The organism is Leisingera sp. (assembly GCF_982940295.1).
The window spans coordinates 37,147-61,635 of sequence record NZ_CEYXRG010000025.1; the positions used below are offsets into that span (position 1 = coordinate 37,147).

General features: G+C 63.8%; 23 protein-coding genes. 6 read left to right on the forward strand and 17 right to left on the reverse strand.

Translation table 11 applies throughout. The features are described 5' to 3' along the window. Positions 1-28 precede the first annotated feature (28 nt). The 3 genes from xdhC to xdhA are packed head-to-tail and all read right to left on the reverse strand — an operon-like array spanning position 29 to position 4,720. Positions 29-922 carry a xanthine dehydrogenase accessory protein XdhC gene (gene xdhC, locus AC4HIX_RS18380; RefSeq protein WP_490400033.1) on the reverse strand — a complete coding sequence of 298 codons (894 nt, stop codon included), beginning with the start codon at positions 920-922 and terminating at the stop codon, positions 29-31. 3 nt (positions 923-925) lie between these two features. Then, positions 926-3,244 carry a xanthine dehydrogenase molybdopterin binding subunit gene (gene xdhB / locus AC4HIX_RS18385; protein WP_490400034.1) on the reverse strand — a complete coding sequence of 773 codons (2,319 nt, stop codon included), beginning with the start codon at positions 3,242-3,244 and terminating at the stop codon, positions 926-928. Positions 3,245-3,256: 12 nt separating this feature from the next. Then, the gene (gene xdhA / locus AC4HIX_RS18390; RefSeq protein ID WP_490400035.1) at positions 3,257-4,720 is read right to left on the reverse strand and encodes a xanthine dehydrogenase small subunit; all 1,464 of its coding nucleotides are present in this window, start codon (positions 4,718-4,720) and stop codon (positions 3,257-3,259) included. 207 nt (positions 4,721-4,927) lie between these two features. Here xdhA and AC4HIX_RS18395 point away from each other — a divergent pair, with 207 nt between their 5' ends. Further along, the gene (locus AC4HIX_RS18395; protein ID WP_490400036.1) at positions 4,928-5,845 is read left to right on the forward strand and encodes a LysR family transcriptional regulator; all 918 of its coding nucleotides are present in this window, start codon (positions 4,928-4,930) and stop codon (positions 5,843-5,845) included. Positions 5,846-5,946: 101 nt separating this feature from the next. Here AC4HIX_RS18395 and AC4HIX_RS18400 read toward each other — a convergent pair whose 3' ends face one another. Both AC4HIX_RS18400 and AC4HIX_RS18405 read right to left on the reverse strand, forming a co-directional pair. Next, positions 5,947-6,150, reverse strand: a complete 204-nt coding sequence (locus AC4HIX_RS18400) for a hypothetical protein (RefSeq protein WP_475054622.1) — start codon at positions 6,148-6,150, stop codon at positions 5,947-5,949. Positions 6,151-6,450: 300 nt separating this feature from the next. After that, positions 6,451-7,710 (reverse strand): urate hydroxylase PuuD, encoded by a 1,260-nt coding sequence (locus AC4HIX_RS18405; RefSeq protein WP_490400037.1) that lies wholly within the window; start codon positions 7,708-7,710, stop codon positions 6,451-6,453. A 105-nt stretch (positions 7,711-7,815) separates the two neighbouring features. On the opposite strand from AC4HIX_RS18405, the gene AC4HIX_RS18410 reads away from it, so the two are divergent. After that, positions 7,816-8,724 (forward strand): LysR family transcriptional regulator, encoded by a 909-nt coding sequence (locus tag AC4HIX_RS18410; RefSeq protein WP_490400038.1) that lies wholly within the window; start codon positions 7,816-7,818, stop codon positions 8,722-8,724. Between the two features lie 79 nt (positions 8,725-8,803). Here the strand turns inward: AC4HIX_RS18410 and uraH are convergent, their stop codons facing one another. Then, entirely contained in the window at positions 8,804-9,160 is a 357-nt protein-coding gene (uraH, locus tag AC4HIX_RS18415) for a hydroxyisourate hydrolase (protein ID WP_490400039.1), read from the reverse strand. A 151-nt stretch (positions 9,161-9,311) separates the two neighbouring features. Between uraH and puuE the strand changes: the two genes are divergently transcribed. From puuE to AC4HIX_RS18430, 3 genes are all read left to right on the forward strand, one after another. Continuing rightward, a complete protein-coding gene (gene puuE, locus AC4HIX_RS18420; protein WP_490400040.1) occupies positions 9,312-10,727 on the forward strand; it encodes an allantoinase PuuE in 1,416 nt (471 codons plus the stop codon). Then, a complete protein-coding gene (locus AC4HIX_RS18425; RefSeq protein WP_490400041.1) occupies positions 10,724-11,215 on the forward strand; it encodes an ureidoglycolate lyase in 492 nt (163 codons plus the stop codon). The genes puuE and AC4HIX_RS18425 overlap by 4 nt, the downstream gene beginning before the upstream one ends. Before the next feature lie 74 nt (positions 11,216-11,289). Continuing rightward, positions 11,290-12,762 carry a uracil-xanthine permease family protein gene (locus AC4HIX_RS18430; protein WP_490400042.1) on the forward strand — a complete coding sequence of 491 codons (1,473 nt, stop codon included), beginning with the start codon at positions 11,290-11,292 and terminating at the stop codon, positions 12,760-12,762. Positions 12,763-12,826: 64 nt separating this feature from the next. On the opposite strand, the gene AC4HIX_RS18435 is transcribed toward AC4HIX_RS18430, so the two are convergent. The 5 genes from AC4HIX_RS18435 to bhcA all read right to left on the reverse strand — a co-directional run bounded on the left by AC4HIX_RS18435 (position 12,827) and on the right by bhcA (position 17,812). Continuing rightward, positions 12,827-13,339 carry an AmiS/UreI family transporter gene (locus AC4HIX_RS18435; RefSeq protein WP_490400043.1) on the reverse strand — a complete coding sequence of 171 codons (513 nt, stop codon included), beginning with the start codon at positions 13,337-13,339 and terminating at the stop codon, positions 12,827-12,829. Positions 13,340-13,435: 96 nt separating this feature from the next. Next, a complete protein-coding gene (gene bhcD, locus AC4HIX_RS18440; protein ID WP_490400044.1) occupies positions 13,436-14,401 on the reverse strand; it encodes an iminosuccinate reductase BhcD in 966 nt (321 codons plus the stop codon). Positions 14,402-14,473: 72 nt separating this feature from the next. Then, a complete protein-coding gene (gene bhcC / locus AC4HIX_RS18445; protein ID WP_490400045.1) occupies positions 14,474-15,637 on the reverse strand; it encodes a 3-hydroxy-D-aspartate aldolase BhcC in 1,164 nt (387 codons plus the stop codon). Between the two features lie 16 nt (positions 15,638-15,653). Further along, on the reverse strand, positions 15,654-16,622 hold the full coding sequence (bhcB, locus tag AC4HIX_RS18450) for a beta-hydroxyaspartate dehydratase BhcB (RefSeq protein ID WP_490400046.1): 969 nt from the start codon (positions 16,620-16,622) through the stop codon (positions 15,654-15,656). Continuing rightward, positions 16,622-17,812 carry an L-aspartate--glyoxylate aminotransferase BhcA gene (gene bhcA, locus AC4HIX_RS18455; RefSeq protein WP_490400047.1) on the reverse strand — a complete coding sequence of 397 codons (1,191 nt, stop codon included), beginning with the start codon at positions 17,810-17,812 and terminating at the stop codon, positions 16,622-16,624. The genes bhcB and bhcA overlap by 1 nt, the downstream gene beginning before the upstream one ends. Before the next feature lie 198 nt (positions 17,813-18,010). Here bhcA and bhcR point away from each other — a divergent pair, with 198 nt between their 5' ends. Further along, entirely contained in the window at positions 18,011-18,844 is an 834-nt protein-coding gene (gene bhcR / locus AC4HIX_RS18460) for an HTH-type transcriptional regulator BhcR (RefSeq protein ID WP_490400048.1), read from the forward strand. Between the two features lie 51 nt (positions 18,845-18,895). On the opposite strand, the gene AC4HIX_RS18465 is transcribed toward bhcR, so the two are convergent. The 6 genes from AC4HIX_RS18465 to AC4HIX_RS18490 form a co-directional block, all read right to left on the reverse strand. Next, the gene (locus AC4HIX_RS18465; RefSeq protein ID WP_490400049.1) at positions 18,896-19,726 is read right to left on the reverse strand and encodes a bifunctional allantoicase/(S)-ureidoglycine aminohydrolase; all 831 of its coding nucleotides are present in this window, start codon (positions 19,724-19,726) and stop codon (positions 18,896-18,898) included. Positions 19,727-19,851: 125 nt separating this feature from the next. Continuing rightward, positions 19,852-20,937, reverse strand: a complete 1,086-nt coding sequence (gene modC, locus AC4HIX_RS18470; protein WP_490400050.1) for a molybdenum ABC transporter ATP-binding protein — start codon at positions 20,935-20,937, stop codon at positions 19,852-19,854. Beyond that, positions 20,937-21,641 carry a molybdate ABC transporter permease subunit gene (gene modB / locus AC4HIX_RS18475; RefSeq protein ID WP_490400051.1) on the reverse strand — a complete coding sequence of 235 codons (705 nt, stop codon included), beginning with the start codon at positions 21,639-21,641 and terminating at the stop codon, positions 20,937-20,939. Before modB ends, modC begins: the two co-directional genes overlap by 1 nt. Then, entirely contained in the window at positions 21,638-22,351 is a 714-nt protein-coding gene (modA, locus tag AC4HIX_RS18480) for a molybdate ABC transporter substrate-binding protein (protein WP_490400052.1), read from the reverse strand. The genes modB and modA overlap by 4 nt, the downstream gene beginning before the upstream one ends. Before the next feature lie 195 nt (positions 22,352-22,546). Further along, entirely contained in the window at positions 22,547-23,110 is a 564-nt protein-coding gene (locus AC4HIX_RS18485; RefSeq protein ID WP_475054652.1) for a chemotaxis protein CheD, read from the reverse strand. Between the two features lie 26 nt (positions 23,111-23,136). Next, positions 23,137-24,081 carry a CheB methylesterase domain-containing protein gene (locus AC4HIX_RS18490; RefSeq protein ID WP_475054702.1) on the reverse strand — a complete coding sequence of 315 codons (945 nt, stop codon included), beginning with the start codon at positions 24,079-24,081 and terminating at the stop codon, positions 23,137-23,139. Between the last annotated feature and the right edge of the window lie 408 nt (positions 24,082-24,489).

Genomic DNA, 24,489 nt, shown 5'->3' on the forward strand with positions numbered 1-24,489 from the left:
GGCCTCCTCCTATCAGAGGACGCAGTCCTTACCGGCTGATTGCTCCAGCCGTGTCTCCCTCTGCGTCCGGTTGCTTGCCCGTTTCAGGCAGGTCTGTGCTCCGTGATGGAGCGGACGCGGCAGTTTCAGAGGTCAAATCAGCGATCACTTCCGCCGCCACGAAGGCCGCGATGACGCTGGGCCGCTTGTCGCGGCTGCCGCCTGCCCCGATGGGGCAGATGAGACGGTCGGTTCCCAGACCGTCGCAATGGTCCCGGCACCAGCGGCGGAATTTCTCCCGCTTGGTGGCCGATCCGATCAGGCCCACGTATCCAGCATCGCCGCGCTGCAGGGCAGCGGAGGCAAGCAGGAAGTCGAGCGCATGATCATGGGTGAGAACGATGAACGCGCTGCCCGCAGGCGCGGCGGCGATATCGATCTCGGGAATTGCACTTTGGCGGATTTCCACATCCGCGTTGCATAAGGCTAATTCTTCGGCGCGCTGGTCAATCAGAATGCAGCGCACCGGCATATGCTGGAACAGATCCGCCAGGGCGCGGCCCACGTGGCCCGCCCCCATCACATAGACATGCGGCAGCGCCTGTTCCTCGGCCTGCTGGCGGGCCAGGGCGGCGTCGCGGTCGGCCTGGCGCATCTGCGCCAGCGACATCTCCACCCGCCCGCCGCAGCACTGGCCGATCTCCGGCCCCAGCGGCACATCCAGCGTGTCGCTGATCACATCCTGCTTCAGCATCCGCCGGGCGTGGTCGATGGCGATGTATTCCAGCTGGCCGCCGCCAATGGTCCCCCACAGGCCTTCTGCCGCCACAAACATGCAGGTCCCGGTTTCGCGCGGGGAGGAACCGCGAACGCGGGTCAGCGCGACCTGCACCACATGTGTGTGGCTGGCCAGAAAGTCCTGGAGGGAGAGGCGGCGGGTCATGGCTCAGCCCTGCCCCTTGAGGGTTTCGATCGCCATCAGCACGCGCTCCGGCGTGGCCGGTGCATCCAGGCGCGGGCAGACCTTGTAGTTCGCGGTGCTTGCAACCGCCATCGACAGCGCCTCGAACACCGAGATGCCCAGCATGAAGGGCGGCTCGCCCACGGCCTTGGACCGTTTGATGGTGCGCTTCTTGTTCACCGACCATTCGGCCAGCTGCGTGTTGAAGATGCGCGGCCGGTCAGACGCCAGCGGGATCTTGTAGGTCGAGGGCGCATGGGTGCGCAGGCGGCCTTCGCCGTCCCACCACAGTTCCTCGGTGGTCAGCCACCCCATGCCCTGAATGAACGCGCCCTCCACCTGGCCCTTGTCCAGGATCGGGTTCAGCGAGCGGCCCACGTCATGCAGGATGTCGGTGCGCTCCACCCGGTATTCGCCGGTCAGCGTGTCGACGGACACTTCCGAGCAGGACGCGCCATAGGCGTAGTAGAAGAAGGGCTGCCCCTTGCCCGCCGCGCGGTCCCAGTGGATTTCCGGCGTCTTGTAGAACCCCGCCGCCGACAGGTGGACGCGGGCCATATAGGCCTCTTTCACCAGCGTATCAAAGGGGATGACCTCGCTGCCGACGCGCACGCGGTTGGGCAGGAATTCGACTTCCGCCTCGGACACGCCGTGTTTCTCAGCCGCGAATTTGGTCAGCCGGGCAATGATCTGCTCCGCCGCATCCAGCGCCGCCATGCCATTGAGGTCCGAACCCGACGAGGCCGCGGTGGCAGAGGTGTTCGGCACCTTCTCGGTGGTGGTCTTGGTGATCTTGATGCGCTCGAAATCCACCTGGAAGGCATCGGCCACAACCTGCGCCACCTTGGTGTTGAGGCCCTGCCCCATCTCGGTGCCGCCGTGGTTCAGGTGGATCGAGCCGTCATTGTAGACGTGGATCAGCGAGCCCGCCTGATTGTACCAGGTCGCGGTGAAGGAGATGCCGAATTTCACCGGCGTGAGCGCAATGCCCTTCTTGATGATCTTCGACTCCTTGTTGAAGGCGATGATCTCTTCCCGGCGCTTGCGGTACTCGGCGTTTTCCTCCAGCTCCCCGATCAGCCGGTCGAGGATATTGTCCTCAACCTTCTGGTGGTAGGGCGTCAGGTCGCGGCCTTCCTCGCCATAGAAGTTGGCCTTGCGCACATCCAGAGGGTCCTTGCCGAGTGCATAGGCGATTTCTTCGATCATCCGCTCTGCCGCGACCACACCCTGCGGGCCGCCAAAGCCGCGGAAGGCGGTGTTCGAAACCGTGTTGGTCTTCATCGGGCGGCTTTTCAGCAGCACGTTCGGATAGAAATAAGCGTTATCCGCATGGAACAGCGCGCGGTCGGTGACCGGCCCCGACAGGTCCGAGGAATAGCCGCAGCGCGCGGCAAAGCCGCCCTCGACCGCCTGGATGCGGCCGTCGCCGTCAAAGGCCACGTCATAGTCGATTACGAAGTCATGGCGCTTGCCGGTGGCGGTCATGTCCTGATCGCGGTCCGGGCGGATCTTCACCGGGCGGTTATGCTTCTTCGCGGCAATCGCAGCCACCGCGCAGAACAGGTTCATCTGGCTTTCCTTGCCGCCAAAGCCGCCGCCCATCCGGCGCACGTTGACGGTGACCGCGTTGTTCGACACGCCCAGAACATGCGCCACCATATGCTGCGCCTCGCTCGGGTGCTGGGTGGAGCAATGCACGGTCACATCTTCATCTTCGCCGGGGATGGCAAAGGCGATGTGCCCCTCCAGATACATGTGGTCCTGGCCGCCGACGGTCATCTGGGCCTGGATGCGGTGTGCAGCGCCCTTGCGTCCGGCCTCCACATCGCCGCGCTCCAGCTTCAGCGGGTCGGTGATCATCGGATAGCCGGCTTCCTGCGCCTGGACCGGGTCCAGCGCGTGCGGCAGAACCTCGTAATCGACCTGCGCCAGCTCAGCCGCACGGCGGGCGGCATCGCGGGTTTCGGCGATCACCGCAAACATAGGCTGGCCGTGGAATTCGACCTTCTCCGTCGGGAAGACCGGCTCGTCATGCTTGCCGGTGGGGCTGATGTCATTGACGCCGGGGATATCATCGGCTGTCAGCACGTCCACCACGCCGGGAGCGGCGCGCACGGCAGACAGGTCAATGCCCTTGATATTGGCGTGCGCCACGGTGGACACGCCCAGATAGGCGTGCAGCGTGCCATAGGGTTCGGCGATATCGTCGGTGTATTCGGCGCGGCCGGTCACATGCTTGATGGCACTGTCGTGCTGGCGGTCATGGTGCACGGCGCCGCTGATGGTCTGATGGTCTTTCATCTCAAAATCTCCTCAGGCGACGGCCAGCCGGACAGCACCGGCGGTTCCCGCATCATGTTCCAGGTAGAAGCGGCGCAGCAGGTTGCTGGCCGTCAGCGCGCGGTACTCCGCAGAGGCGCGCCAGTCGCTCAAGGGGGTGAAGTCCTGCTTCACCGCTTCCGCTGCCGCGTCAAACGCGGCCTCACCCCAGGGCTGGCCCGCCAGCGCCGCCTCGGCACCGGCGGCGCGCTTGGGCGTTGCCGCCATGCCGCCGAATGCGATGCGCGCGTCGGTAATCACGCCGTCCTTGATGGTGACGCTGACACCAGCCGCAACCGAGGAAATGTCCTCGTCCCGGCGCTTGGAGATCTTGTAGGCAGCATCAATCTGGCCGTCGCGGCGCAGCGGGATACGGATCGAGGCCACAAAGTCACCCGGCTCGCGGTCCTGCTTGCCGTAGTCGATAAAGAAATCCTCCAGCGGCAGCGTGCGCGAACCGCCCTTCTTCTGCAGCGTCACCTCAGCCCCCAGCGAGATCAGCACCGGCGGGGTATCCCCGATGGGCGAGCCGTTGGCGATGTTGCCGCCGATGGTGCCCATGTTGCGCACCTGCCAGCCGGCGATGCGGTCCCAGTAGGCGCTCAGATGCGGGAAAGCATCGCGGATCGCCGCTTCGCTCTCGGTATAGGTAACGCCGGCACCGATGGTCAGCGCCTCATCCGTCAGCTCGATGGCCTTCAGCTCCTCCAGGTGGGCGACAAACACCACCGGAGAGATCGGTTTCATGAACTTGGTGACCCACAGGCCCACATCGGTGGAGCCGGCAACAATGGTCGCCTTGGGGTTCTCTGCCAGCACTTCTGCCAGATCCGCCGCATCCAGCGGCAGGATGGCGCGGTCGTCCTCCGGGCCGGTCACAACGCGGGCCTGCGGCTGGATCGCCTTCAGCCTGGCGGTCAGGCTCTCACGCTCGGTGTTCAGGTAGTCATTGGCCGGGGTGCCGTACTGGTTCACCGCCAGCGCGGCCTTCACAATCGGCTCATAGCCGGTGCAGCGGCAGAGGTTGCCCTGCACCGCGGTCTCAACCTGTGTCTCGGTCGGCTGCGGGTTCTCCATCCACAGCGCATAAAGCGACATCACGAAACCGGGGGTGCAGAAGCCGCACTGGCTGCCGTGGTATTCGACCATTGCCTGCTGCACCGGGTGCAGACGGCCCTTGGGGCCGGACAGATGCTCCACCGTCACCACGTGGCAGCCGTTGAGCGATGCCAGGAAGCGGATGCAGGCGTTCACCGCCTCATAGCGCAGCGCGCCATTGTGCAGACGGCCCACAAGCACTGTGCAGGCGCCGCAGTCGCCCTCGGCGCAGCCTTCCTTGGTGCCGGTCAGGCGCTGCTCCAGCCGCAGGAAATCCAGCAGAGTGGTGGTGGCCTTGACGTCCTTGACCGAAAGCTCCCGCCCGTTCAGCAGTAAGCGAATGTCGTTTTGATGTTCCATCTGGCCTCCAAGTAGTCGCTGGACAGCTTCTAATTCTGTTGCTTCATTTTTACCTTGTCTGACTGCCACGGTTAACGGCCGCAATCGCGAAAGGCTTTCAACACCTTGTTGAAAATGGTTAGGCTAATAGGTGCCGGAACCGGCGTGTCTGCCGCCTGCCGAGGTAAAGGGCAAGCGGCGGATGCGCCCTGTAAAGGTCTGTGAACCATGTCTTATCTGGAATCCCTGCGGGTGTTTACCCGAGTCGTCGAACTGGGCAGCATAACCTCAGGCGGGCGGGACCTGCGGCTGACTCCCGCCGTGGCCAGCAAGCGGATCAAGGAGCTTGAAAAGCACCTTGGCGTCCGCCTGTTCAACCGGACCACGAGGTCGCTCACCCCGACCGAGGTCGGACAGCTGTTTTATACCGAGGCCAAGAAGGTGCTCGAATCGATTGAGGACGCCGAGGCGGTGGTCTCGCAGTTTTCTGAGGCGCCGCGCGGGGTGATCCGGGTGACCGCGCCGCTGGGCGTCGGCCGGCGCATCATCGCGCCGCTGGTGCCGGGTTTTGTCGAGGATTACCCGGCCACCGAAATCCGCATGCGGATGTCGGACCGCAAGGTCGACATTCTGGCCGATGGGCTGGATGTGGCGTTTTTCATCGGGGTGCCGCATGACTCGACCCTGAAAATGCGCAAGATCGCCGATTGCGCGCGGGTTCTTTGCGCCGCTCCGGAGTATCTGGAGCGCCACGGCACGCCGCAAGTGCCGGAGGATCTGCTCACTGGCCACAATTGCCTGCTGCTGCGCTACCCGCGCTCGCCGGAATATTTCTGGACGCTGTCCACGCCGGACGGGCCGCGCAAGCTGGAGGTTTCGGGGAAATACGATGCCGATGACAGCGACGTGCTGACGGCTTGGGCGCTGGACGGGCGCGGCATCGTCAACAAGCCGCGGTTTGACGTCGCCGCGCATCTGCGCTCCGGCGCGCTGGTGGAAGTGCTGCCGGACACCCCGCCGGAGCCGACCATTTTCGGCTGCCTGTACCCGCACCGCAAGCTGCAGGATCCCAAGATCCGCCTGTTTGTCGACTATGCGGTGAAACGCGGGCTGGCGGCCTTCCGGCACAGTGAGACCGGCAAGTAACGGCTGCCAAGCAGCCCCGGCAAGTAACGGCTGCCAAGCAGCCACTGCGTCAAAGGAAAGGCGGGCACAGCTGGCCCGCCTGTTATGAAATGACTCCCGCCTTAGCAGCGGTGGGGGTTTTCCTCGCAGTAAAGCAGGTTCGCCGCAGCCCCGACAGCGGCCCCCGCGGCCACGTTGCCGTCCAGAACCGCCGCGCCGGCGGCACCAGCGCCCGCGCCATAGACCAGCCGCTCGCCGGTTGTGTCACCGCAGGCGGCCAGGGTGGTGCAGAGTGCAAATCCAATAGCGAAAGTCTTCTTAAACATCACATTACCTCCTTCAGCGCCCAAACCCCGCAGTGTTGCCGCGGTCCCAAACGGCCAGCACCCGGCTTATTCGCCGGTAAAAGGGTGCCCGAAAGGGATCGGCGCTGTGGCTGAACAGGCCGGAAGACACCGGGTCTCCGGCACAATTGGGCAAACCCCATATCAGTATAACATACGGCGGGGCTGATTGGTTCCATGCTCTTGCTGCATCGGGGTGCACAGGGGCTGCACGCCCGGTGCCGGACGGAAAATGGCCCCGCCAGGGGGGCGGGGCCATTGGAATTTGCAGGTGACGGTGCCTTAGTTCGCGGCCAGCGTGAAGGGCAGATCCTTGGAGGCGCTGCCGTACCAGCGGCGGATCAGGGCGCGCTCCTCTTCCTCCATATAGGTCACGTTGGCAGGCGGCATCGCATGGGTGGCGCCGGCCTGGAGATAGATCTCCTTGGCGTATTTCGCTACATCTGCCGGGGTTTCCAGCAGCACGTTCTTGGGCGCGCGGCGGATGCCTTCATAGTAGGGCTCCCGCGCGTGGCACATGGCGCAGCGGCCCGGCACCACATTCATCACGTCCTCGAAATGCTGGTTGCTGGCAAAGACTTGCTCGGATTTGGTCAGCTCCCGCGCCTCGGACTCTTCGTAGGTGTCCTGCTGCAGCGGCGCCTGGCTCAGGATCATGATGCCGATGAACAGGATGGCGGTCACGGGCCAGGTCCAGGTCGGATTGCTGGTGCCCGCGTGGTTGCTGTTGAAGTAGTGGCGGATGGTCACGCCCATCAGGAACACCAGCGCCGCGATCAGCCAGTTGTACTCGGTAGCAAAGGCCAGCGGGTAGTGGTTGGACAGCATCAGGAACACAACCGGCAGCGTCAGGTAGTTGTTGTGGGTCGAGCGCAGCTTGGCGATCTTGCCGTATTTGGCATCCGGCGTGCGGCCTTCCTGCAGGTCCTTCACCACGATGCGCTGGTTCGGCATGATGATGAAAAAGACGTTCGCAGTCATGATGGTAGCCGTAAAGGCCCCCAGGTGCAGCATCACGGCGCGGCCGGTGAAGATCTGGTTGTAGCCCCAGCCCATGGCGACCAGCAGCACGAACAGCAGCACCATCAGGAAGGTCGGCTTTTCCCCCAGCGGCGATTTGCACAGGAAGTCATAGACCAGCCAGCCGATGCTGAGCGACGCGCCCGAAATCAGGATGCCCTGCCACAGGGCGAGATCGGCCTTGGTCGAGTCGATCAGGTACAGCTCTCCGCCCGCCCAGTAGACGATCATCAGCAGCCCCGCGCCTGACAGCCAGGTGGCGTAGCTTTCCCATTTGAACCAGATCAGATGGTCCGGCATGTTCTCCGGCGCCACCAGGTACTTCTGGATGTGATAAAAACCGCCGCCGTGGACCTGCCATTCCTCGCCATGCGCGCCGACCGGCAGATGCGGAACTTTCCGCAGGCCAAGGTCCAGCGCGACGAAGTAGAAGGACGACCCGATCCAGGCAATGGCGGTGATGACGTGAAGCCAGCGGACCGCAAAGCCCAGCCAGTCCCACATGATCACAAGCTCTTCCATTGTTCTCTCCTCATAAGCTTTGGCAAGGACCCTAGAGCATGCCGCTATTTTCATGTATTGGGTAAAAAGTCCAAGCTGTTTCAAAATAACACAAAGAATACCCGCATGGCTTATCTCGACAATATCCGCACCTTCGTCCGGGTCTATGAACTTGGCAACATGTCCGCCGCGGCGCGCGACATGCGGATCTCGGCTGCCGTGGCGTCGTCGCGGATTTCCCAGCTGGAAGAACACCTTAACGTGCGTCTGTTCCAGCGCACAACGCGGCTGTTGAACCCGACGGAGCAGGGAAACCTGTTCTACCGCGGGGCAGTGAAAATTTTGGAAGCGGTGGATGAGGCCGAGGCTGATATCAGCAGCGTTACCCAAACCCCGCGCGGCACGCTGTATGTGGCGGCGCCCCTGGGGCTGGGGCAGCGGCTGATTGCGCCGGCGGTCCCGAAGTTCAAGGAAGCCTATCCGCTGATCTCCATCCGGCTGCGGCTGTCGGACCGCAAGCTGGACCTGGCGGCTGAGGGGCTGGACGCGGCGTTTTTCCTCGGCGTGCCCGAGGATTCAAACCTGCGTATCCGAAAGATCGCCGACTGCCCACGGGTGCTGTGCGCGGCGCCGGAGTATATCAAGCGGCGCGGCCAGCCGAAGGACAGCGAGGAGCTGAAGACGGAGGCCCACGACTGCCTGAACCTGCGCTATCCCGGCGCACCGGAGTTCCAATGGCCGCTCCGCAGCCATGACGGCGTCAAGCGTGTGACTGTCACCGGGCCGTTTGAGTCCGACCACGGCGATGTGCTGACCAGCTGGGCGCTGGACGGGCACGGGATCATCCTGAAGCCGGTGTTCGAGATTTCGGAGCATCTTGCCTCCGGCCGGCTGGTGCCGGTGCTGGTGGAGGAGCCGCCGATCCCGATCCAGATGGCGTGCCTGTATGTCCACCGCCGCCACCAGGATCCCAAGGTGCGGCTGTTCATGGATTTCATGGTGGATCACATCCAGGCGTCGCTGCCCCCGGAATGAAAAAGCCCGCCTCAGTTTCCTGAGGCGGGAACCGCCGACAGATGCCAAGCGGGAGGAGAGGTATCTTGGGGCGTGCGGCTCAGCTGCCGCGGTAGGTCGAATAGCCGTAGGGCGACAGCAGCAGCGGCACGTGGTAGTGGCTGTCCGCCTCGCTCATGCCGAAACGCAGCGGCACCTCGTCCAGGAACAGCGGGTCCGCCCGGGCCTGACCGGTGGCGCGCAGGTAGCCGCCTGCGTGGAAGACCAGCTCATAAGTGCCGGTGGCAAACTCGCCCGCGGGCAGGATCTGCTCATCGGTGCGCCCGTCGTCGTTGGTGGTCAGGCTGCGCAGGTGGATGCGCTCTTTGCCTTCGATCCGGTAAAGATCGATCTTCAGCCCTTCCGCCGGGCAGCCGCGGGCGGTGTCCAGCACATGGGTGGTCAGAAATCCGGCCATGCCAGCCTCCTTTCAATTCCGTTTCCCTAGGTATGCGCGCATCAGCCCATTGCATACAGAAGGAAGAGTCAAAAAGTTCTTTCAAAAATATACTGAAAGCCGAACGGGATTATTTTGTTCTATAAACAATGAAACAGACAGGAGACCAGTCGTGACGCGCTATCCTCGTGACTTGCGCGGGTACGGTGCTGAGGCACCTGACCCGCAGTGGCCCAATGGGGCCAAAGCTGCCGTGCAATTTGTCCTTAACTATGAAGAAGGCGGCGAGAACTGCATCCTGCACGGGGATGCGGCCTCGGAGGCCTTTTTGTCAGACATCCCCGGTGCCGCGCAATGGCCCGGCCAGCGCCATTGGAACATGGAGTCGATCTATGAATACGGGTCGCGCGCCGGGTTCTGGCGGCTGCACCGGCTGTTCACCGGCGCGGGCATTCCGCTGACCATTTATGGCGTCGCCACCGCGCTGGCCCGCAGCCCTGAGCAGGTGCAGGCGATGAAGGACGCGGACTGGGAAATCGCCAGCCACGGCCTGAAATGGGTCGAGCACAAGGACATGGCCGAGGACGAAGAGCGCGCCGCGATTGCCGAAGCTGTGCGCCTGCACACCGAGGTGACCGGCACCCGCCCGCGCGGCTGGTACACCGGACGCTGCAGCGCCAACACGGTGCGTCTGGTGGCCGAGGAAGGCGGGTTCGACTACATCTCCGACACTTACGACGACGACCTGCCATATTGGCTGGAAACCGGCGGGCGCGATCAGCTGATCATCCCCTACACGCTGGAAGCCAACGACATGCGGTTTTCCAACTCGCCGGGCTGGATCACGGGTGAGCATTTCTTCCAGTACCTGAAGGATGCCTTTGACGTGATCTATGCCGAGGGAGAGGCCGGTGCGCCGAAGATGATGACCATCGGCTTGCACTGCCGTCTGGTGGGCCGGCCGGGCAAGATTGCCGGTCTCAAGCGCTTTATCGAATATATCCAGGGCTTTGACGGCGTCTGGTGCCCGCGCCGCATCGACATTGCCGAGCATTGGGCAGAAACCCATCCGCCGGTGAAAAGCGAACGCCCCAGCCGGATGGAGCGCGAGGAGTTCGTTGCCAAGTTCGGTTCGATCTTCGAGCATTCGCCCTGGATTGCCGACCGCGCATTTGATCTGGAGCTGGGTCCGGCGCATGACTGTGCGGCCGGCGTCCACAACGCGCTGTGCCGGATCTTCCGCACCGCCAGCGAGGATGAGCGCCTTGGTGTGCTGACCGCGCACCCGGATCTGGCGGGCAAGCTGGCAGCCGCGGGCCGTCTGACCGCCGAGAGCACCTCGGAACAGTCCAGCGCCGGCCTTGATATGCTGACCGACGAGGAGCGCGAGACCTTCACCCGGCTCAACACCGAATATGTGGAGAAGCACGGCTTCCCCTTCATCATTGCGGTGCGCGACCACAACAAGGCGTCGATCATGGAGGCGTTCCACCGCCGCATCCACAACGACCGGGCAACCGAGTTCGATGAGGCCTGCCGCCAGGTGGAGCGTATCGCGCAGTTCCGGCTGCAGGATCTGCTGCCATGAATCGCCTGCTGACCGCCGTGCCCCTGACCGCGGAGGGTTTTGCGCCTTATGGTGACGTGATCGAGGTCGCGGGCGCGCCGGACAAGATGATCAATCAGGGCATGTGCGGGCGTCATCACGACCGCGCAGCCCTGGATTTCGGAGAGGGCGGCCGGGCAGGCATCAGCCTGTTCGACGCCAAGGCCCGCCATCTGCCGCACAAGGTGGACATGGTGGAGCGCCACCCCGACGGCAGCCAGGCCTTTGTGCCTGTGAGCGGCGTGCCGATGCTGGTGGTGGTGGCGGATGACGATGGCGGTGTGCCGGTTGAGCTTAAAGCCTTCATCAGCCAGCCGGGCCAGTCCATCAACCTGCACCGGGGCACCTGGCACGGGGTGCTCGCCCCGCTGGGCGCACCTGGCCAGTACATCGTGGTCGACCGCATCGGACAGACCCCGAACCTGGAAGAACACTGGTTCCAGGACCCCTACACGGTAGTTTCAGAGTAACCCCCAAAAAACCCGAAGCCGCTCACACAATAACAAGAAGCGGCGAGATCCCCATGACCGACAGGAGAATATTCATGGCTGACACTTCCCTTGGGACGCCAGCGCAGCTGCGCGATCCCAACTACACCCCGCCGCTGATGCAGGCCGTGCCCCTGGGCATCCAGCATGTGCTGGCGATGTTCGTCTCGAACATCACGCCCGCGATCATCATTTCAGGTGCGGCGGGCTTTGGCTTTGGCTCTGATGCGGGGGCGCAGGGCTTCCCGGACATGAGCTATCTGATCCAGATGTCGATGCTGTTTGCCGGCATCGCGACACTGTTCCAGTCGATCGGCATGGGCCCGGTTGGCGCGCGCTTGCCGATCGTGCAGGGCACCAGCTTTGCCTTTATTCCGATCATGATCCCGCTGGTTGCCGGCAAGGGGGTTGAGGCGCTCCCCGCGATATTCGGCGGGGTGCTGGTCGGCGGGCTGTTCCACGCAGCACTTGGCACTATTATCGGCCGCATCCGCTTTGCGCTGCCGCCGCTGGTGACCGGCCTCGTGGTCCTGATGATCGGCCTGTACCTGGTGCGCGTTGGCATCGAATACGCGGCAGGCGGCGTGCCGGCCAAGGCCTTCGGTAAAGAAGAATACGGCAGCCTGCTGAACTGGTCGGTGGCGCTGGTGGTGATCTTCTCGACGCTGGGCCTCAAGTTCTTCACCCGCGGCATGCTGTCGGTCTCCGCGGTGCTGATCGGCATCCTGGTCGGCTATGTCTATTCGATGTTCTTTGGCCTCGTCAGCTTTGACAGCATCGGCCAAAGCTGGAGCAATGCAGCCGCCTTCGGCCTGCCGAACCCGTTCAAATACGGGATCGAGATCACCACGGCCGCGGTTATCGGCTTCTGCCTGATGTCCTTTGTCAGCGCGGTGGAAACCGTGGGCGATGTCAGCGGCATCACCAAGGGCGGTGCCGGGCGTGAGGCGACGGACAAGGAGATCCAGGGCGCGACCTATGCTGACGGTGTCGGCTCGGCCATTGCCGGCCTGTTCGGCGGGCTGCCCAACACCTCCTTCAGCCAGAACGTCGGCCTGATTGCCATGACCGGTGTAATGAGCCGCCATGTGGTGACCATCGGTGCGATCTTCCTGATCATCTGCGGCCTGGTGCCCAAAGTCGGCGCGCTGATCCGAACCATCCCGATCGAAGTTCTGGGCGGCGGTGTGATCGTGATGTTCGGCATGGTGGTGTCCGCCGGCGTCTCGATGCTTTCGGACGTGGTCTGGAACCGCCGCAACATGGTGATCTTTGCCATCGCGCTGTCGATCGGCTTTGGCCTGCAGCTGGAGGTTATGAACCTCAAGCCCGGTTCGCCGAACGCGCTGCAGTACCTGCCCGATACCCTGCGCATTCTGGCCGCTTCGGGGATCCTTCCGGCGGCGCTGATTGCCATCGTGCTGAACCTGATCCTGCCGCAGGAACTGGCGGATGAGGCCACTGAGGAAGTCTCAGGCGGCATGAGCGGCCATGGTAAAGGGTCGCTGCCGCAGGAGGATCATGCCTGACGCGCCCAGCGTCGAGTGAAAATGAGAGAGCCGGCCCATTTTGGGCCGGCTTTTTTGTGCGGGTTCACCCGCCCAAGCCGTGCAGCACCGCCAGCCCCGGCAGCCAGCCCGTGAAGATCCCGCACAGCAGCGTTGCAATGGCGGTCAGCTGGGGGCTGCCGCGCCTGAGCGCGAGGTTCAGGAAATACAAGAACCACAGCCCGGACCAGGCGGCCCAGCATCCGGCCAGCCACACATCGAACAGCCCGTCTGCCTGCGCCAGGACCCGCAGCACCATGGGGGCCGCGGTCAACGCGACAAAGCCGCTGAACCAGCCCAATCCCTCGCCACTGGACGCAAAGGTGCGGTTGTAGGCAACCCACAGATAGGTGGTCCCGAACAGCAGTGTCATGCCTGCATCCAGCAGGTCCGCCGGCTGCTGTGCATCCAGCGCGATCAGCAGGACGGTGGCAAAGAACACCAGCGCCGCAACTGTGTCGATCAGGATGATTTCCCGGTCCTGTATCCGGCCCATCTGCCAGAGACCGTTCAGGCACAGCACCACGCCGACCACCAGCAGGCTCAATCCTAGAAACATGATTGGAGTCCCTCAAAGAAAAAACAGGAGAGAGGTACACCTCTCTCCTGCCGCTCCGCTATGCGGATATTTGCAGAATGTGTTTCTGGCTGGGGCTTAGAAATCGACCTCGATGGCGATGCCCTTCTCGACCGCAACTTCAACGACCGAGGCCGCGACGGCCAGATCCTGCAGGCCGACGCCGGTGCCGTCGAACAGGGTGATCTGATCGTCGGAGGTGCGGCCCGGGTTGGTGCCGTTGATCACCGCGCCGATCTGGGCCACGTCAGACTCCTGGATCAGGCCCTGGGCCACTGCGTGCTGCGCCTCGCCGATGGAAATCGACTGCGCGACCTCGTCGGTGAAGACGTCTGCCGCCACCAGCAGCTGGGGATCAACCTCCTGTTTGCCCTTGGTGTCGGTGCCCATGCAAGCGACGTGAGTTCCGGGGCTGACCTGATCCGCCTTCAGGATCGCATCGAAGGACGAGGTGATCGAGATGATCACATCCGCCTCGCGCATGCCGTCCAGCTCGACCGCCTCAAAGGGCAGCCCTGCCTCGTCCGCCACCTCTTGCAGGTTCGGCAGCATTTCGGGGTGCAGGTTCCAGCCGATCACTTTCTCGAAGCTGCGCTGCTCCAGCGCCGCGCGCAGCTGGAATTTGGCCTGGTGGCCTGCGCCGATCATGCCGATCACCTTGGCGTCCTGGCGGGCCAGATGCTTGATCGACACTGAAGAGGCCGCAGCGGTGCGCAGCGCGGTCAGCAGGTTGCCGCCCACCATCGCCTTCACCTTGCCGGTGTCCGGGTCGAACAGGAAAACGGTGGACTGGTGGTTGATCAGCCCGCGCTTTTCCAGGTTGTTCGGCCAGTATCCCCCGGCCTTGAGGCCCAGGGTCAGGCCCGCGCGGTCGAAGCCGCCCTTAAAGCCGTAAAGCGCGTCTTCGTGGCCGATCGCCTCGCGCACCACCGGGAAGTTGTAGGCATCTCCCGAAGCCATGGCGGCAAAGACCTTCTCGACCGCATCGAACGAGGCTTCACGGGTCACCAGGTCCGCAATCGCCTTTTCCGGAACGATATACATGTCTGTTTCTCCTCAACAAAAAAGCCGGCGGAGGGCGGCATGCGCACCTCCGCCAGTTCGGGGATGGTTCAGTTAATAGGCCTTGCCGCGGGCCGAGACGGGCCAGACGGTTTCAACCTTGCCGTGGCGGACGCCGACGTACCAGTCATGCACGTTGGCGGTCGGGTCGCAGTGGCCGGGCACCAGCCGCAGCTTGTCGCCGACTTTCAGCGCACCGTTCGGGTCGGAGACAACGCCGTGCTCGTCCGAGCATTTGATGTATTCCACGTCATCGCGGCCGAAGATGAAGGGCAGGCCGCTGTCGACTGACTGGGCCTTGAGGCCGGCATCGACGATGGCCTTGTCGGCTTTGGCGTGGCTCATCACCTGGGTCAGCAGGAAGAAGGCGTTTTCCCACTCGCCCTGATCGATCCGGTTGCCGTCCTTGTCCAGGATGCGGCCGTAATCCGCGTCCATGAAGGCGTAGGAGCCGCACTGCAACTCGTTGTACACGCCCGAGTTCGATTCAAAGTAGTAGGAGCCTGTGCCGCCGCCGGAAACCAGCTCGCACGCGATGCCTTCAGCCTTCAGGCCTTCAACCGCATCAGCGACCTGGGCGATGGCGATGTCCAGCTTGGCCTTGCGGTCTTCGTAACTGTCCATGTGCTGCATCGCGCCCTGATAGGCCTGGATGCCGGAGAACTTGAGGTTCTCTGCCGCGTTCACCGCCTTGGCGATCTCGACAACCGCCTCAGTGGTGGTCACACCGCAGCGGCCTGCGCCGCAGTCGATCTCGACGAAGACTTCCAGCTCGGTGCCGTGCTTCTGCGCCGCCGCCGAAAGGTCGGCTACGTTGTCGATGTCATCAACGCAGACGATGGTGCGGGCGCCCAGCTTGGGCAGGCGGGCCAGACGGTCGATTTTCTGCGGGTCGCGCACCTGGTTGGAAACCAGGATGTCCTTGATGCCGCCGCGGGCAAACACCTCAGCCTCGGACACCTTCTGGCAGCAGACGCCAACCGCGCCGCCCAGTTCTTCCTGCAGTTTGGCCACGTCCACCGACTTGTGCATCTTGCCGTGCACCCGGTGGCGCATACCGTGCGCCTTGGCATAGTCGCCCATCTTTTTGATGTTGCGCTCCAGCGCGTCCAGGTCGAGGACCAGCGCCGGGGTCTGGATGTCAGCCTCGTCCATGCCCGGGATCGCCGGGACGTCAAAGCCGACTTCGAGCTGATCAAAATTTGTCTGTGCGTTCATATCAGTATTCCCCAGTTTAGCTGTTCATCCAGGGCAGCTTGTCGAGGTCGACATTGCCGCCGGTGACGATCAGGCCCACGCGTTTTCCCGCGAAGGCGTCCTTGTTTTTCAGAATGGTGGCGAGCGGCACCGCGGAGGAGGGCTCCATCAGGATGCGCACGTGCTTCCAGATCAGTTTCATCGCCTCGATGATCTCCGCATCGGAGGCGGTGTAGATTTCGCTGACGTGGTTGCTGACGAAATGCCAGGTCAGCTCCTTCAGCGGCACCAGCAGCCCGTCTGCGATGGTCTTGGGGGCATCATCTGCGATGATGTACCCCGCCTTGAAGCTGCGGTAGGCGTCATCGGCCTGCTCCGGCTCCGCCGCGATCACCTTGGTTTCCGGCGCCAGCGTCGACAGCGTCAGGCAGGTGCCCGAGATCATGCCGCCGCCGCCGATCGGGGCCACAACCATGTCGAGGCCGCCAGTTTGCTCCACGAATTCCTTGGCGCAGGTGCCCTGCCCCGCAATCACGCGCGGGTCGTTGTACGGGTGCACAAAGTCGCCGCCGGTTTCCGCCTGCACCTTGGCAAAGGTCTCCTCGCGCGAACTGGTCGAGGGCTCGCACTCGGTGATACGGCCGCCGTACCGGCGCACGGTGTCCTTCTTGGCCTGCGGCGCGGTGCGCGGCATGACCACGTTGCAGGGGATACCGCGCAGCATCGCCGCATAAGACAGGCAGGAGGCATGGTTGCCCGAAGAATGCGTGGCGACGCCCTTCTTCGCCTGTTCCTCATCCAGCCCGAACACCGCGTTGGTCGCGCCGCGCACCTTGAAGGCGCCCGGCTCCTGGAAGTTCTCGCATTTAAAGAACAGTTCAGCCCCGGTCAGCTCATTCAGGTAATCCGAGGTGCGCACCGGCGTGCGGCGGATGTGGGGCTGGATGCGCTCATGCGCAGCCAGCATGTCCTCATAGGTCGGGATATACATCGCGGTATCCTTCATCAGGCGGCAGCCTTGGTGCTGGAGGCGGTGTTGCCGCGGTAATAGTCCTGAGCCGCCGCCACGCCGGAGCCCAGCGGGATGCTCAGGCCGAGGTCGGCCATGACCATTTCTGCGGTCGCAATACCGGACAGTGCCATCACGTCGGTCAGGCTGCCCAGGTGGCCGATGCGGAACACCTTGCCTGCGACCTCGCCCAGACCGGTGCCAAAGGCGACGCCGTATTTCTCGGCCGCCAGGCTGACGAACTTGTTGGCGTCAAAGCCGTCCGGGGTGCGGATCGCGCTGACGCTGTCGGAGTAGACATCCGGCGACATGGCGCACAGCTCCAGTCCCCAGGCGCGGACCGCGGCGCGGACGCCCTCGGCAATCCGGTGGTGGCGAGCAAAGACGTTCTCCAGCCCCTCGTCCAGCAGCATACCACAGGCCATGTTCAGACCGTTCAGCAATCCGACCGACGGCGTGTAGGGATAGGCGCTGTTGGCATAACCGGCGGCCATGTCCTTGATATCAAAGAAGGTGCGCGGCAGGGTCGCGGTTTCGGCAGCTTTCATTGCCTTGGGCGAGAAGCCAACGATGGCCAGGCCCGGCGGCAGCATGAAACCCTTCTGCGAGCCGGTAACGGCGATATCGACGCCCCATTCATCCATCCGGAAGTCCATCGAGGCGATCGAGGACACGCCATCAACAAACAGCAGTGCCGGGTGGCCTGCGGCGTCCAGCGCGCGGCGGACCGCGGCGATGTCGGATTTGACGCCAGTTGCGGTCTCGTTATGGGTCGCCAGAACCGCCTTGATCTGGTGGGAAGTGTCAGCGGTCAGGATTTCCTCATACCGGTCCGCGGGCAGGCCCTCGCCCCAGGGGGTTTCAACAACCTGAACGTCCAGCCCGTGGCGCTGGCACATGTCGATCCAGCGGTGGCTGAACATGCCGTTGCGCGCCGCCAGGATCTTGTCGCCCGCGTTCAGCGTGTTGGTGATCGCGGTTTCCCAGCCGCCAGTGCCGGTCGACGGGAACACGAAAATCTCGGCGCTCTCGCTTTTCAGAACCTTCTTCACACCGGCCAGTGCCGGGTGCAGGATCTGGCCGAACAGCGGCGAGCGGTGGTCCAGCGTCGGCATGTCCACTGCCTTGCGCAGTGCTTCGGGCATATTGGTCGGACCGGGAATGAAAACCGGATTTTGAAAGCTCATGTCGTGCCCTCCTGTGGCGATTTCCTTCACTCTAAAGGCAAGATGCGCGCAGGGAAATTTTTTTGAAAAAAGATTTCAGAAATGCAAAAAGTGGCGATTTTGTGCATAATAACAAAGGCTTTAGTTTTTTCACTGTACAGAAGTGATTTTCAGTTTTATCCATAAGCTGCTTATTGAATTGCCTCGGGAGGCTTGAAAATGCCGCAAGCACCGCGCCGCAAAGGCCGCCCCAAAAGCTTTGATTCCGCCAGTCAGCCGCCGACGATTCAATCGCTTGACCGGGCGCTGGACGTGCTGGATGCGCTGGCGGGCGCCAGTGGTATGACACTGACGGAACTGTCCACGGCGCTGGATCAGTCGGCGGCCACCATGTACCGGGTGCTGGCCACCCTGGAGGCGCGCCAGATCGTCGAGATGGAGCCGCAGTCGCAGACCTGGCACATCGGCGCGATGGCTTTCCGCCTCGGCTCTGCTTTCCTGCGGCGCTCCAGCGTGATCGAACGGGCGCGGCCGGTGATGCGGGAATTGATGGAGGCAACGGGCGAGACCTCAAACCTCGGGATTGAGCGCGGCGGCGATGTGATGTTCGTGAGCCAAGTGGAGACCCATGAATCGATCCGCGCCTTCTTCCCGCCTGGCACGACGTCTCCAATGCACGCCTCGGGTATCGGCAAGGCGCTGCTCAGCTGTTTCGGCGAGGACCAACTGAGCCGTTTCCTGCGCGGGCGGACGCTGCAAAAGTTCACGGATAAAACCCTGACCTCGGCCGACACCTTGCGCGAAGATCTGGCGCAGATCCGCAGCCTCGGCTGGTCCTTCGACGACGAGGAAAAGGCGCCGGGCATGCGTTGTGTGGCAGCGCCGGTGTTCGGAATGCAGGGCGAAGTGCTGGCCGGGATCTCCGTCTCTGGTCCCACGTCCAGGATGCCCGACGCGCGCATCAACGACATTGGCGCCCTGGTCAGGGGCGCCGCAGAGAAACTGTCTTATGGGCTGGGCGCGCCGCCGGCGGAGCAATCCCCGCCCGGCTGACAAGCCGGGCAGCGCCCGGGCACATTTTCAGGCCGGGCGCTTACCCCGCCGTCAGCGCAGCGGTACCAGCGGCATGTGCCGGTTCACGTCTTTGTACAGCAGATAGCGGAACTTGCCCGGACCGCCGGCATAACAGGCCTGCGGGCAGAAGGCGCGCAGCCACATGTAATCGCCGGCCTCGACCTCGACCCAGTCCTGGTTTAGCCGGTAAACCGCCTTGCCCTCCAGCACATACAGGCCGTGTTCCATCACGTGTGTCTCGGCAAAGGGGATCACCGCGCCGGGCTCAAAGGTGACGATGGTCACATGCATATCGTGGCGCAGGTCATTGGGGTCGACGAAACGCGTGGTTGCCCATTTGCCCTCGGTTTCGGGCATCGGGGTTGGGTCGACGTGGTTTTCGTTGGTGACGAAGGCCTCCGGCGCGTCCAGCCCGGCAACCGGCTGATAGGCCTTGCGGATCCAGTGGAACCGCACCGGCGCGCTGCCGTTGTTGCGCAAGCTCCAGGCGGCATCGGGCGGCAGGTAGGCATAGCCGCCCTCGTCCATCTCATGCGCTGCGCCGTCGATGGTCAGCGTCATGGAGCCTTGGACGACAAACAGGACCGCCTCGGTGCCGGGTTCGGTTTCCGGCCGGTCGCTGCCGCCGCCGGGCTGCACTTCGGCGATGTACTGGGAAAACGTCTCGGCGAAGCCGGACAGGGGCCGCGACAGCACCCAGAAGCGCGCCTTGTCCCAGAACGGCAGAAGGCTTGCCACGATATCGCTCATCGTGCCCTTGGGGATCACCGCATAGGCCTCGGTGAACATGGCCCGGTCGGTGAGCAGCTGGGTCTGCGGCGGCAGCCCGCCTTCCGGTGCGTAATAGGATCGTTTGGTCATGGGCTGCCTTTCCTGCTGAACTGCTGCCCTATTGATACCCGCGCTGCGCGCGCAACCGAACTTATTTCCGTATCAAGATTACCTGAAGGATTATTGCGGAAATTTTGAAAGCAGGGGACTCCGCCCTATCCGGCCCCGCCGATATCTTGTGGTGCGATGGAGACGGTTTTGACCACGGCAAAGCAGTCCGCCCCCGGCTCCAGCTCCAATGCATGCGCCGACCGCCGGGTGACCCGGGCCAGCACCCGGCCTGCGGGTGTCTGCAGTGAGACCATGGCGCCGGGACCGCTGCCGGTGCGGACATGCTCAACCGTGCCCGGCAGGATGTTGAGTGCCGACAACCCTTCGGGACGCTGGCGCGACAGGATCACCTCATGCGCCGAAATCCGTATCCGCACCGGGCTGCCCGGTGCCTTGGCGATTTGCGGCAGGAACAGCGGCACGCCGCCCGCCTCCAGCTCTGTCAGCCCGTCGGAGTGGTGGCGGGCGACCCGCGCCTCCAGCAGGGCGCCCGCGGCGCGCACGCCTGCGGGCATGACCGCCGGATCCCCCAGCACCTCCGCCGCGCTGCCCTGGCGCTGCACCTTGCCGTCCTGCAGCACCACTACCGTTGTCGCCAGCCGGGCCACTTCGGCGGCGGAATGGCTGACATAGAGCATAGGAATACCGATCTCATCCCGCAGCCGCTCGAAATAGGGCAGGATCTCAGCCTTGCGGGCCTCGTCCAGCGCCGAGAGCGGCTCATCCGCCAGGATCATCCGCGGCGCCGACAGCAGGGCCCGGCCAATCGCCACCCGTTGTTTCTCACCGCCCGACAACAGCCCGGGCCGCCGCTGCAGCAGGGGGGCGATGCCGAGCAGATCCACCACCCGGCCCAGGCTCTCCCGCTTGGCGCTGCGCGGGGCAAACCACTGCCCGAACAGCAGGTTTTGCCGGACGGTCAGATGAGGAAACAGCCGCCCCTCCTGAAACACGTAGCCCATCCGGCGCTTGTGCGGCGGCAGCCAATGCCGCTGGGCGGTGTCAAACAGCACCTCGCCATTCAGCGTCACCTGCCCCTGATCGGGCCGCAGCAGGCCGGCAACCGCCTGGATCACCGTGGTCTTGCCGGTGCCGGACCGCCCGAACAGCACGGTCACACCCGGCGGCGCCTCGAACTGCACATCCAGCCCGAACCCCGGCAGCGCATGTTGCAGCGACACGGTCAGCATCAGCGCCCCCCGGCCCGGTCAGCGGCCCGGCGCGCGAGCAGTTCCGACAGCAGCAGAGCGGTCAGGGCGATTGCGATCGACACCAGCGTCAGCCGCAGCGCCGCGGTCTCACCGCCGGGAACCTGCAGGAACGTGTAAATCGCTGAAGGCAAGGTCTGGGTCTGCCCAGGAATGCTGGAAACAAAGGTGATGGTGGCGCCAAACTCCCCCATCGCCTTGGCAAAGCCCAGCACCGCGGCGGCAATCAGCCCGGGCAGGATCATCGGCAGGGTGATCGTGACAAAACACAACAGGCGCGACGCGCCGAGAGTGGCGGCGGCCTGCTCAAGCTTGGGGTCCACCGCCTCCACCGACAGGCGGATGGCCCGCACCATCAGCGGAAAGGCCATGATCCCGGCCGCCAGCGCCGCCCCGGTCCAGCGGAAGGCAAAGACGATGCCAATTTGCTGCAGCGCTCCGCCAACCGGGCCCTTGGTGCCAAACACCATCAGCAGCAGGTAACCAGTCACCACCGGCGGCAGGATCAGCGGCAGATGCACCAGGCTGTTGACGATCTGCTTGCCGGGAAACTGCCAGCGCGCCAGCGCATAGGCCACGAAAACGGCCAGCGGCAGCGCCGCCAGCGTCGCCCAGAGAGAGACCCGCAGCGACAGCATCACCGCCTGCCATTCCTGCGGCCCCAACCATGCCGCCTCAGCGCTCACTCCGCCAGCACCCCAAAGCCGTGGCGCAGAAAAATCTCCTGTGCCGCGGGGCTGCGCAGATAGTCAAGAAATGCCATTGCTTCTGCGGTGTTGCCGCCTGCGACTGCAGCGGCTGGATAGACGATGGGCGGGTGGCTTCCCTCCGGAAAGACTGCGATCACCGATACCCTGTTGTCTGCGCTGGCATCGGTCGCGTAGACAACTCCCAACGGCGCCTCGCCAGAGGACACCAGCGCCAGTGCCGCACGCACATTGGCGGTCTGCGCCACTTTGGGCGCAACCGCCGTCCAGTGGCCCGCTGCCGTGAGGGCGGCCTTGCCGTAGATACCCGCGGGCACAGCATCAACCAGTGCCATGGCCAGCCGGCCCTCGCCCAGCCGCGCGCCCAGATCCGCGGCTGATAGTTCCAGCGGCGCGGCGTCTTTCCCGTGAGCGATGAGCACCAGGCGATTTGCGAGCAAATCCAGGCGCGAGGCCGGATCTACCAGCCCCTCCTGCTGCAGAACATCCATCCAGCCGGGGTTGGCGGAGAGGAACACATCCGCCGGCGCACCCAGCTGGATCTGCCGGGCCAGCGCCGGAGAGCCGGCATAGGAAATCGTGACGGTCCGCGCGGTCGCGGACTGGTAGGCTGCGGCGGCCTCATCCAGCGCTGTCTTGGTGCTGGCGGCGGCAAAAACCGTGATCTGGGCCTGCGCCATCGCCGCCATGCCGCATATCAGCAGAACAGCCGCTGCCAAGCCCCGCCGGAGGCCCGGCAGAATCTGAGGAGGCGATGATGAAGCCTGGTTTGTTCTCATGGCCTCTAATGGACTACCCGCGCCGGGCAGCGCGGGCAAACGGTATTTAACTCCGTCCGGTTTGCACCGGGCGGCCCGGCCTGCCGGGCTTGCCGTTCTGACCGGTCAGAACAGGGTGACAGCGCCCGCGCCGCCTGCCGCCGGTGCGGGTGCCGGTGCCGGGCGCGTTGCGGCGCGCTGCTCCATTTCACCGAGCTTGCGGTCGTCCTGCACATGGGTCTGCTGGGCCGCGCCGGAACAGGCATGGAACCGCACCCTGCGGGCAGACGTGCCGCCGACGCTGGAGGAAACGCAGGGGATACCTTCGTCGCGCAGGAACCGCTGCACGAAATCGGCATTGGAGGCGCCGATATCCGACAGGTTCGCAGACATCTTGGCGCCGCCGAAGACCTTGGCCTTCAGATTGGACCGCACGGCGCCCTTCTTCATGATGCCGTTGATCAGCAGCTCCATCGCGTGAATGCCGTAGCGGGCGTTGGCTGCCCCGCCCTGGCGGGCATTTGCCAGCAGGAAATGATTCATCCCGCCGACACCATTTTCCGGATCGTAAATACACGCCGCGATGCACGAGCCAAGCACCGTGGAGAACACGGTTTTCGGATCGGTGGTCACCCGGTATTCCCCCTGAAGAACCGTTACGGATTTCGAGTTGGCGAAAACAGTGGTCAAGGCTTTAGTCCCTTCCTGCGGTGTGTTCAGGCCTTGCTGGCCTGTAGTAGTGTGCTGGCCATCCGGGCCAGAGGCACCTGCTGCTGCGCGGCGCCGATATCCCACGCGACTCTGGGCATCCCGTAAACGACCGAGGACTTCTCGTCCTGGGCAAAGGTCTTGGCGCCGGCCTTGCGAAGGTCCAGCAATCCCCGGGCTCCATCCTGGCCCATGCCGGTCAGGATGGTGGCAACAACGTCCTTTCCATATGGCACGGCAGAGGTGAACAGAGCGTCAACAGACGGCGTGTGGCCGGAAATATCCGGCCCTTCCTTCATCCGCAGCCGCAGCGGCTTGCGGTTGCTCAGCCCCATGTGGCGGCGCTGGCCGGCAGCGATGTAGACATGGCCCGGCTCCAGCGCGACGCCGTCCTCGGCCGGGCGCACCCGCGCCGGGCAGATCCGGTCCAGAAGCGAGACCAGGCCAGAGCCGAAATTCTTGCCGGTATGCTGGACAATCAGGGTCGGCGGGCAGTCGAATGGGAAACCGACCAGAATGCTGCGCAGGGCTTCTACCCCGCCGGTTGAGGATCCGATCAGGATCAGTTTGCGGCTGCCGCCCGCGGCTGAAGCCGGGCGGCTGGCCGATGTCCGGGACGCCGCCCGCGGGCTGCGGCGCGGCGCCTTGACCATCATGTCGAAATACTGGGCGAACTGGCTGGGGTGGTCCGCCTTTGTCAGCTCGAAGATGCCCGCACCGACGTCGAGCAACGGCGAGGATTTCCGGGCCGGGGTCGCGCCGTGGGTGTCCATGACCGAGACCCAGCGCGTGTCCATCGCCGAGAACAGAGCCATCATCATCTCGAATTCCGGCAGCTTGGTGAACCCGTCCTCCACAAAGGCGAAAACCGGCTGCGCCGCTTCAGCCTGATTGTAGGCCATCATCAGGTTGTTCGCCAAATACACCCGCATGCCCGGGTAAGCGGACTCCATATAGCTTTGCAGGTTTCTAGCAAAGCTGCGGTCAGTGGTAATGATCAATAAGTTATTCGAAGACAATGGGTTCCCCAGTCAATTTGCGGTACCGTCAGAATTGCGGCACAGGTTGCCATGGCCTGGAGGCGCCCCGGCCCCCGCCGCGGCGCCGCCCGTGCCCCGCCCGCCACCGCCCCCCCGGGACACCCACATTATAAGGCCAACTCAGCTCTTGACTTTATTCCCTAAGGGAGCATAAATTGTATTTGAGCTCCCTGCAAATGTAGGGTGCTCATTATCTAGGTATGAAGAATGTTTGTTGCTCACTCTAGGCAGGAACGCCGCAGTGAGCAGCCTACTACTATCTTAGAGATATCTTAGAGAAATCACAACTGTTGAAATAACCAAATAAAAAGTAATCAATAC

Excerpts from the sequence above, each read along its gene's own strand:
- xdhC (WP_490400033.1), bottom strand. The coding sequence starts at position 922 with ATGACCCGCCGCCTCTCCCTCCAGGACTTTCTGGCCAGCCACACACAT.
- xdhB (WP_490400034.1), bottom strand. The coding sequence starts at position 3,244 with ATGAAAGACCATCAGACCATCAGCGGCGCCGTGCACCATGACCGCCAG.
- xdhA (WP_490400035.1), bottom strand. The coding sequence starts at position 4,720 with ATGGAACATCAAAACGACATTCGCTTACTGCTGAACGGGCGGGAGCTT.
- AC4HIX_RS18395 (WP_490400036.1), top strand. The coding sequence starts at position 4,928 with ATGTCTTATCTGGAATCCCTGCGGGTGTTTACCCGAGTCGTCGAACTG.
- AC4HIX_RS18400 (WP_475054622.1), bottom strand. The coding sequence starts at position 6,150 with ATGTTTAAGAAGACTTTCGCTATTGGATTTGCACTCTGCACCACCCTG.
- AC4HIX_RS18405 (WP_490400037.1), bottom strand. The coding sequence starts at position 7,710 with ATGGAAGAGCTTGTGATCATGTGGGACTGGCTGGGCTTTGCGGTCCGC.
- AC4HIX_RS18410 (WP_490400038.1), top strand. The coding sequence starts at position 7,816 with ATGGCTTATCTCGACAATATCCGCACCTTCGTCCGGGTCTATGAACTT.
- uraH (WP_490400039.1), bottom strand. The coding sequence starts at position 9,160 with ATGGCCGGATTTCTGACCACCCATGTGCTGGACACCGCCCGCGGCTGC.
- AC4HIX_RS18425 (WP_490400041.1), top strand. The coding sequence starts at position 10,724 with ATGAATCGCCTGCTGACCGCCGTGCCCCTGACCGCGGAGGGTTTTGCG.
- AC4HIX_RS18430 (WP_490400042.1), top strand. The coding sequence starts at position 11,290 with ATGGCTGACACTTCCCTTGGGACGCCAGCGCAGCTGCGCGATCCCAAC.
- AC4HIX_RS18435 (WP_490400043.1), bottom strand. The coding sequence starts at position 13,339 with ATGTTTCTAGGATTGAGCCTGCTGGTGGTCGGCGTGGTGCTGTGCCTG.
- bhcD (WP_490400044.1), bottom strand. The coding sequence starts at position 14,401 with ATGTATATCGTTCCGGAAAAGGCGATTGCGGACCTGGTGACCCGTGAA.
- bhcC (WP_490400045.1), bottom strand. The coding sequence starts at position 15,637 with ATGAACGCACAGACAAATTTTGATCAGCTCGAAGTCGGCTTTGACGTC.
- bhcB (WP_490400046.1), bottom strand. The coding sequence starts at position 16,622 with ATGAAGGATACCGCGATGTATATCCCGACCTATGAGGACATGCTGGCT.
- bhcA (WP_490400047.1), bottom strand. The coding sequence starts at position 17,812 with ATGAGCTTTCAAAATCCGGTTTTCATTCCCGGTCCGACCAATATGCCC.
- bhcR (WP_490400048.1), top strand. The coding sequence starts at position 18,011 with ATGCCGCAAGCACCGCGCCGCAAAGGCCGCCCCAAAAGCTTTGATTCC.
- AC4HIX_RS18465 (WP_490400049.1), bottom strand. The coding sequence starts at position 19,726 with ATGACCAAACGATCCTATTACGCACCGGAAGGCGGGCTGCCGCCGCAG.
- modC (WP_490400050.1), bottom strand. The coding sequence starts at position 20,937 with ATGCTGACCGTGTCGCTGCAACATGCGCTGCCGGGGTTCGGGCTGGAT.
- modA (WP_490400052.1), bottom strand. The coding sequence starts at position 22,351 with ATGGCGGCGATGGCGCAGGCCCAGATCACGGTTTTTGCCGCCGCCAGC.
- AC4HIX_RS18490 (WP_475054702.1), bottom strand. The coding sequence starts at position 24,081 with ATGGAGTCCGCTTACCCGGGCATGCGGGTGTATTTGGCGAACAACCTG.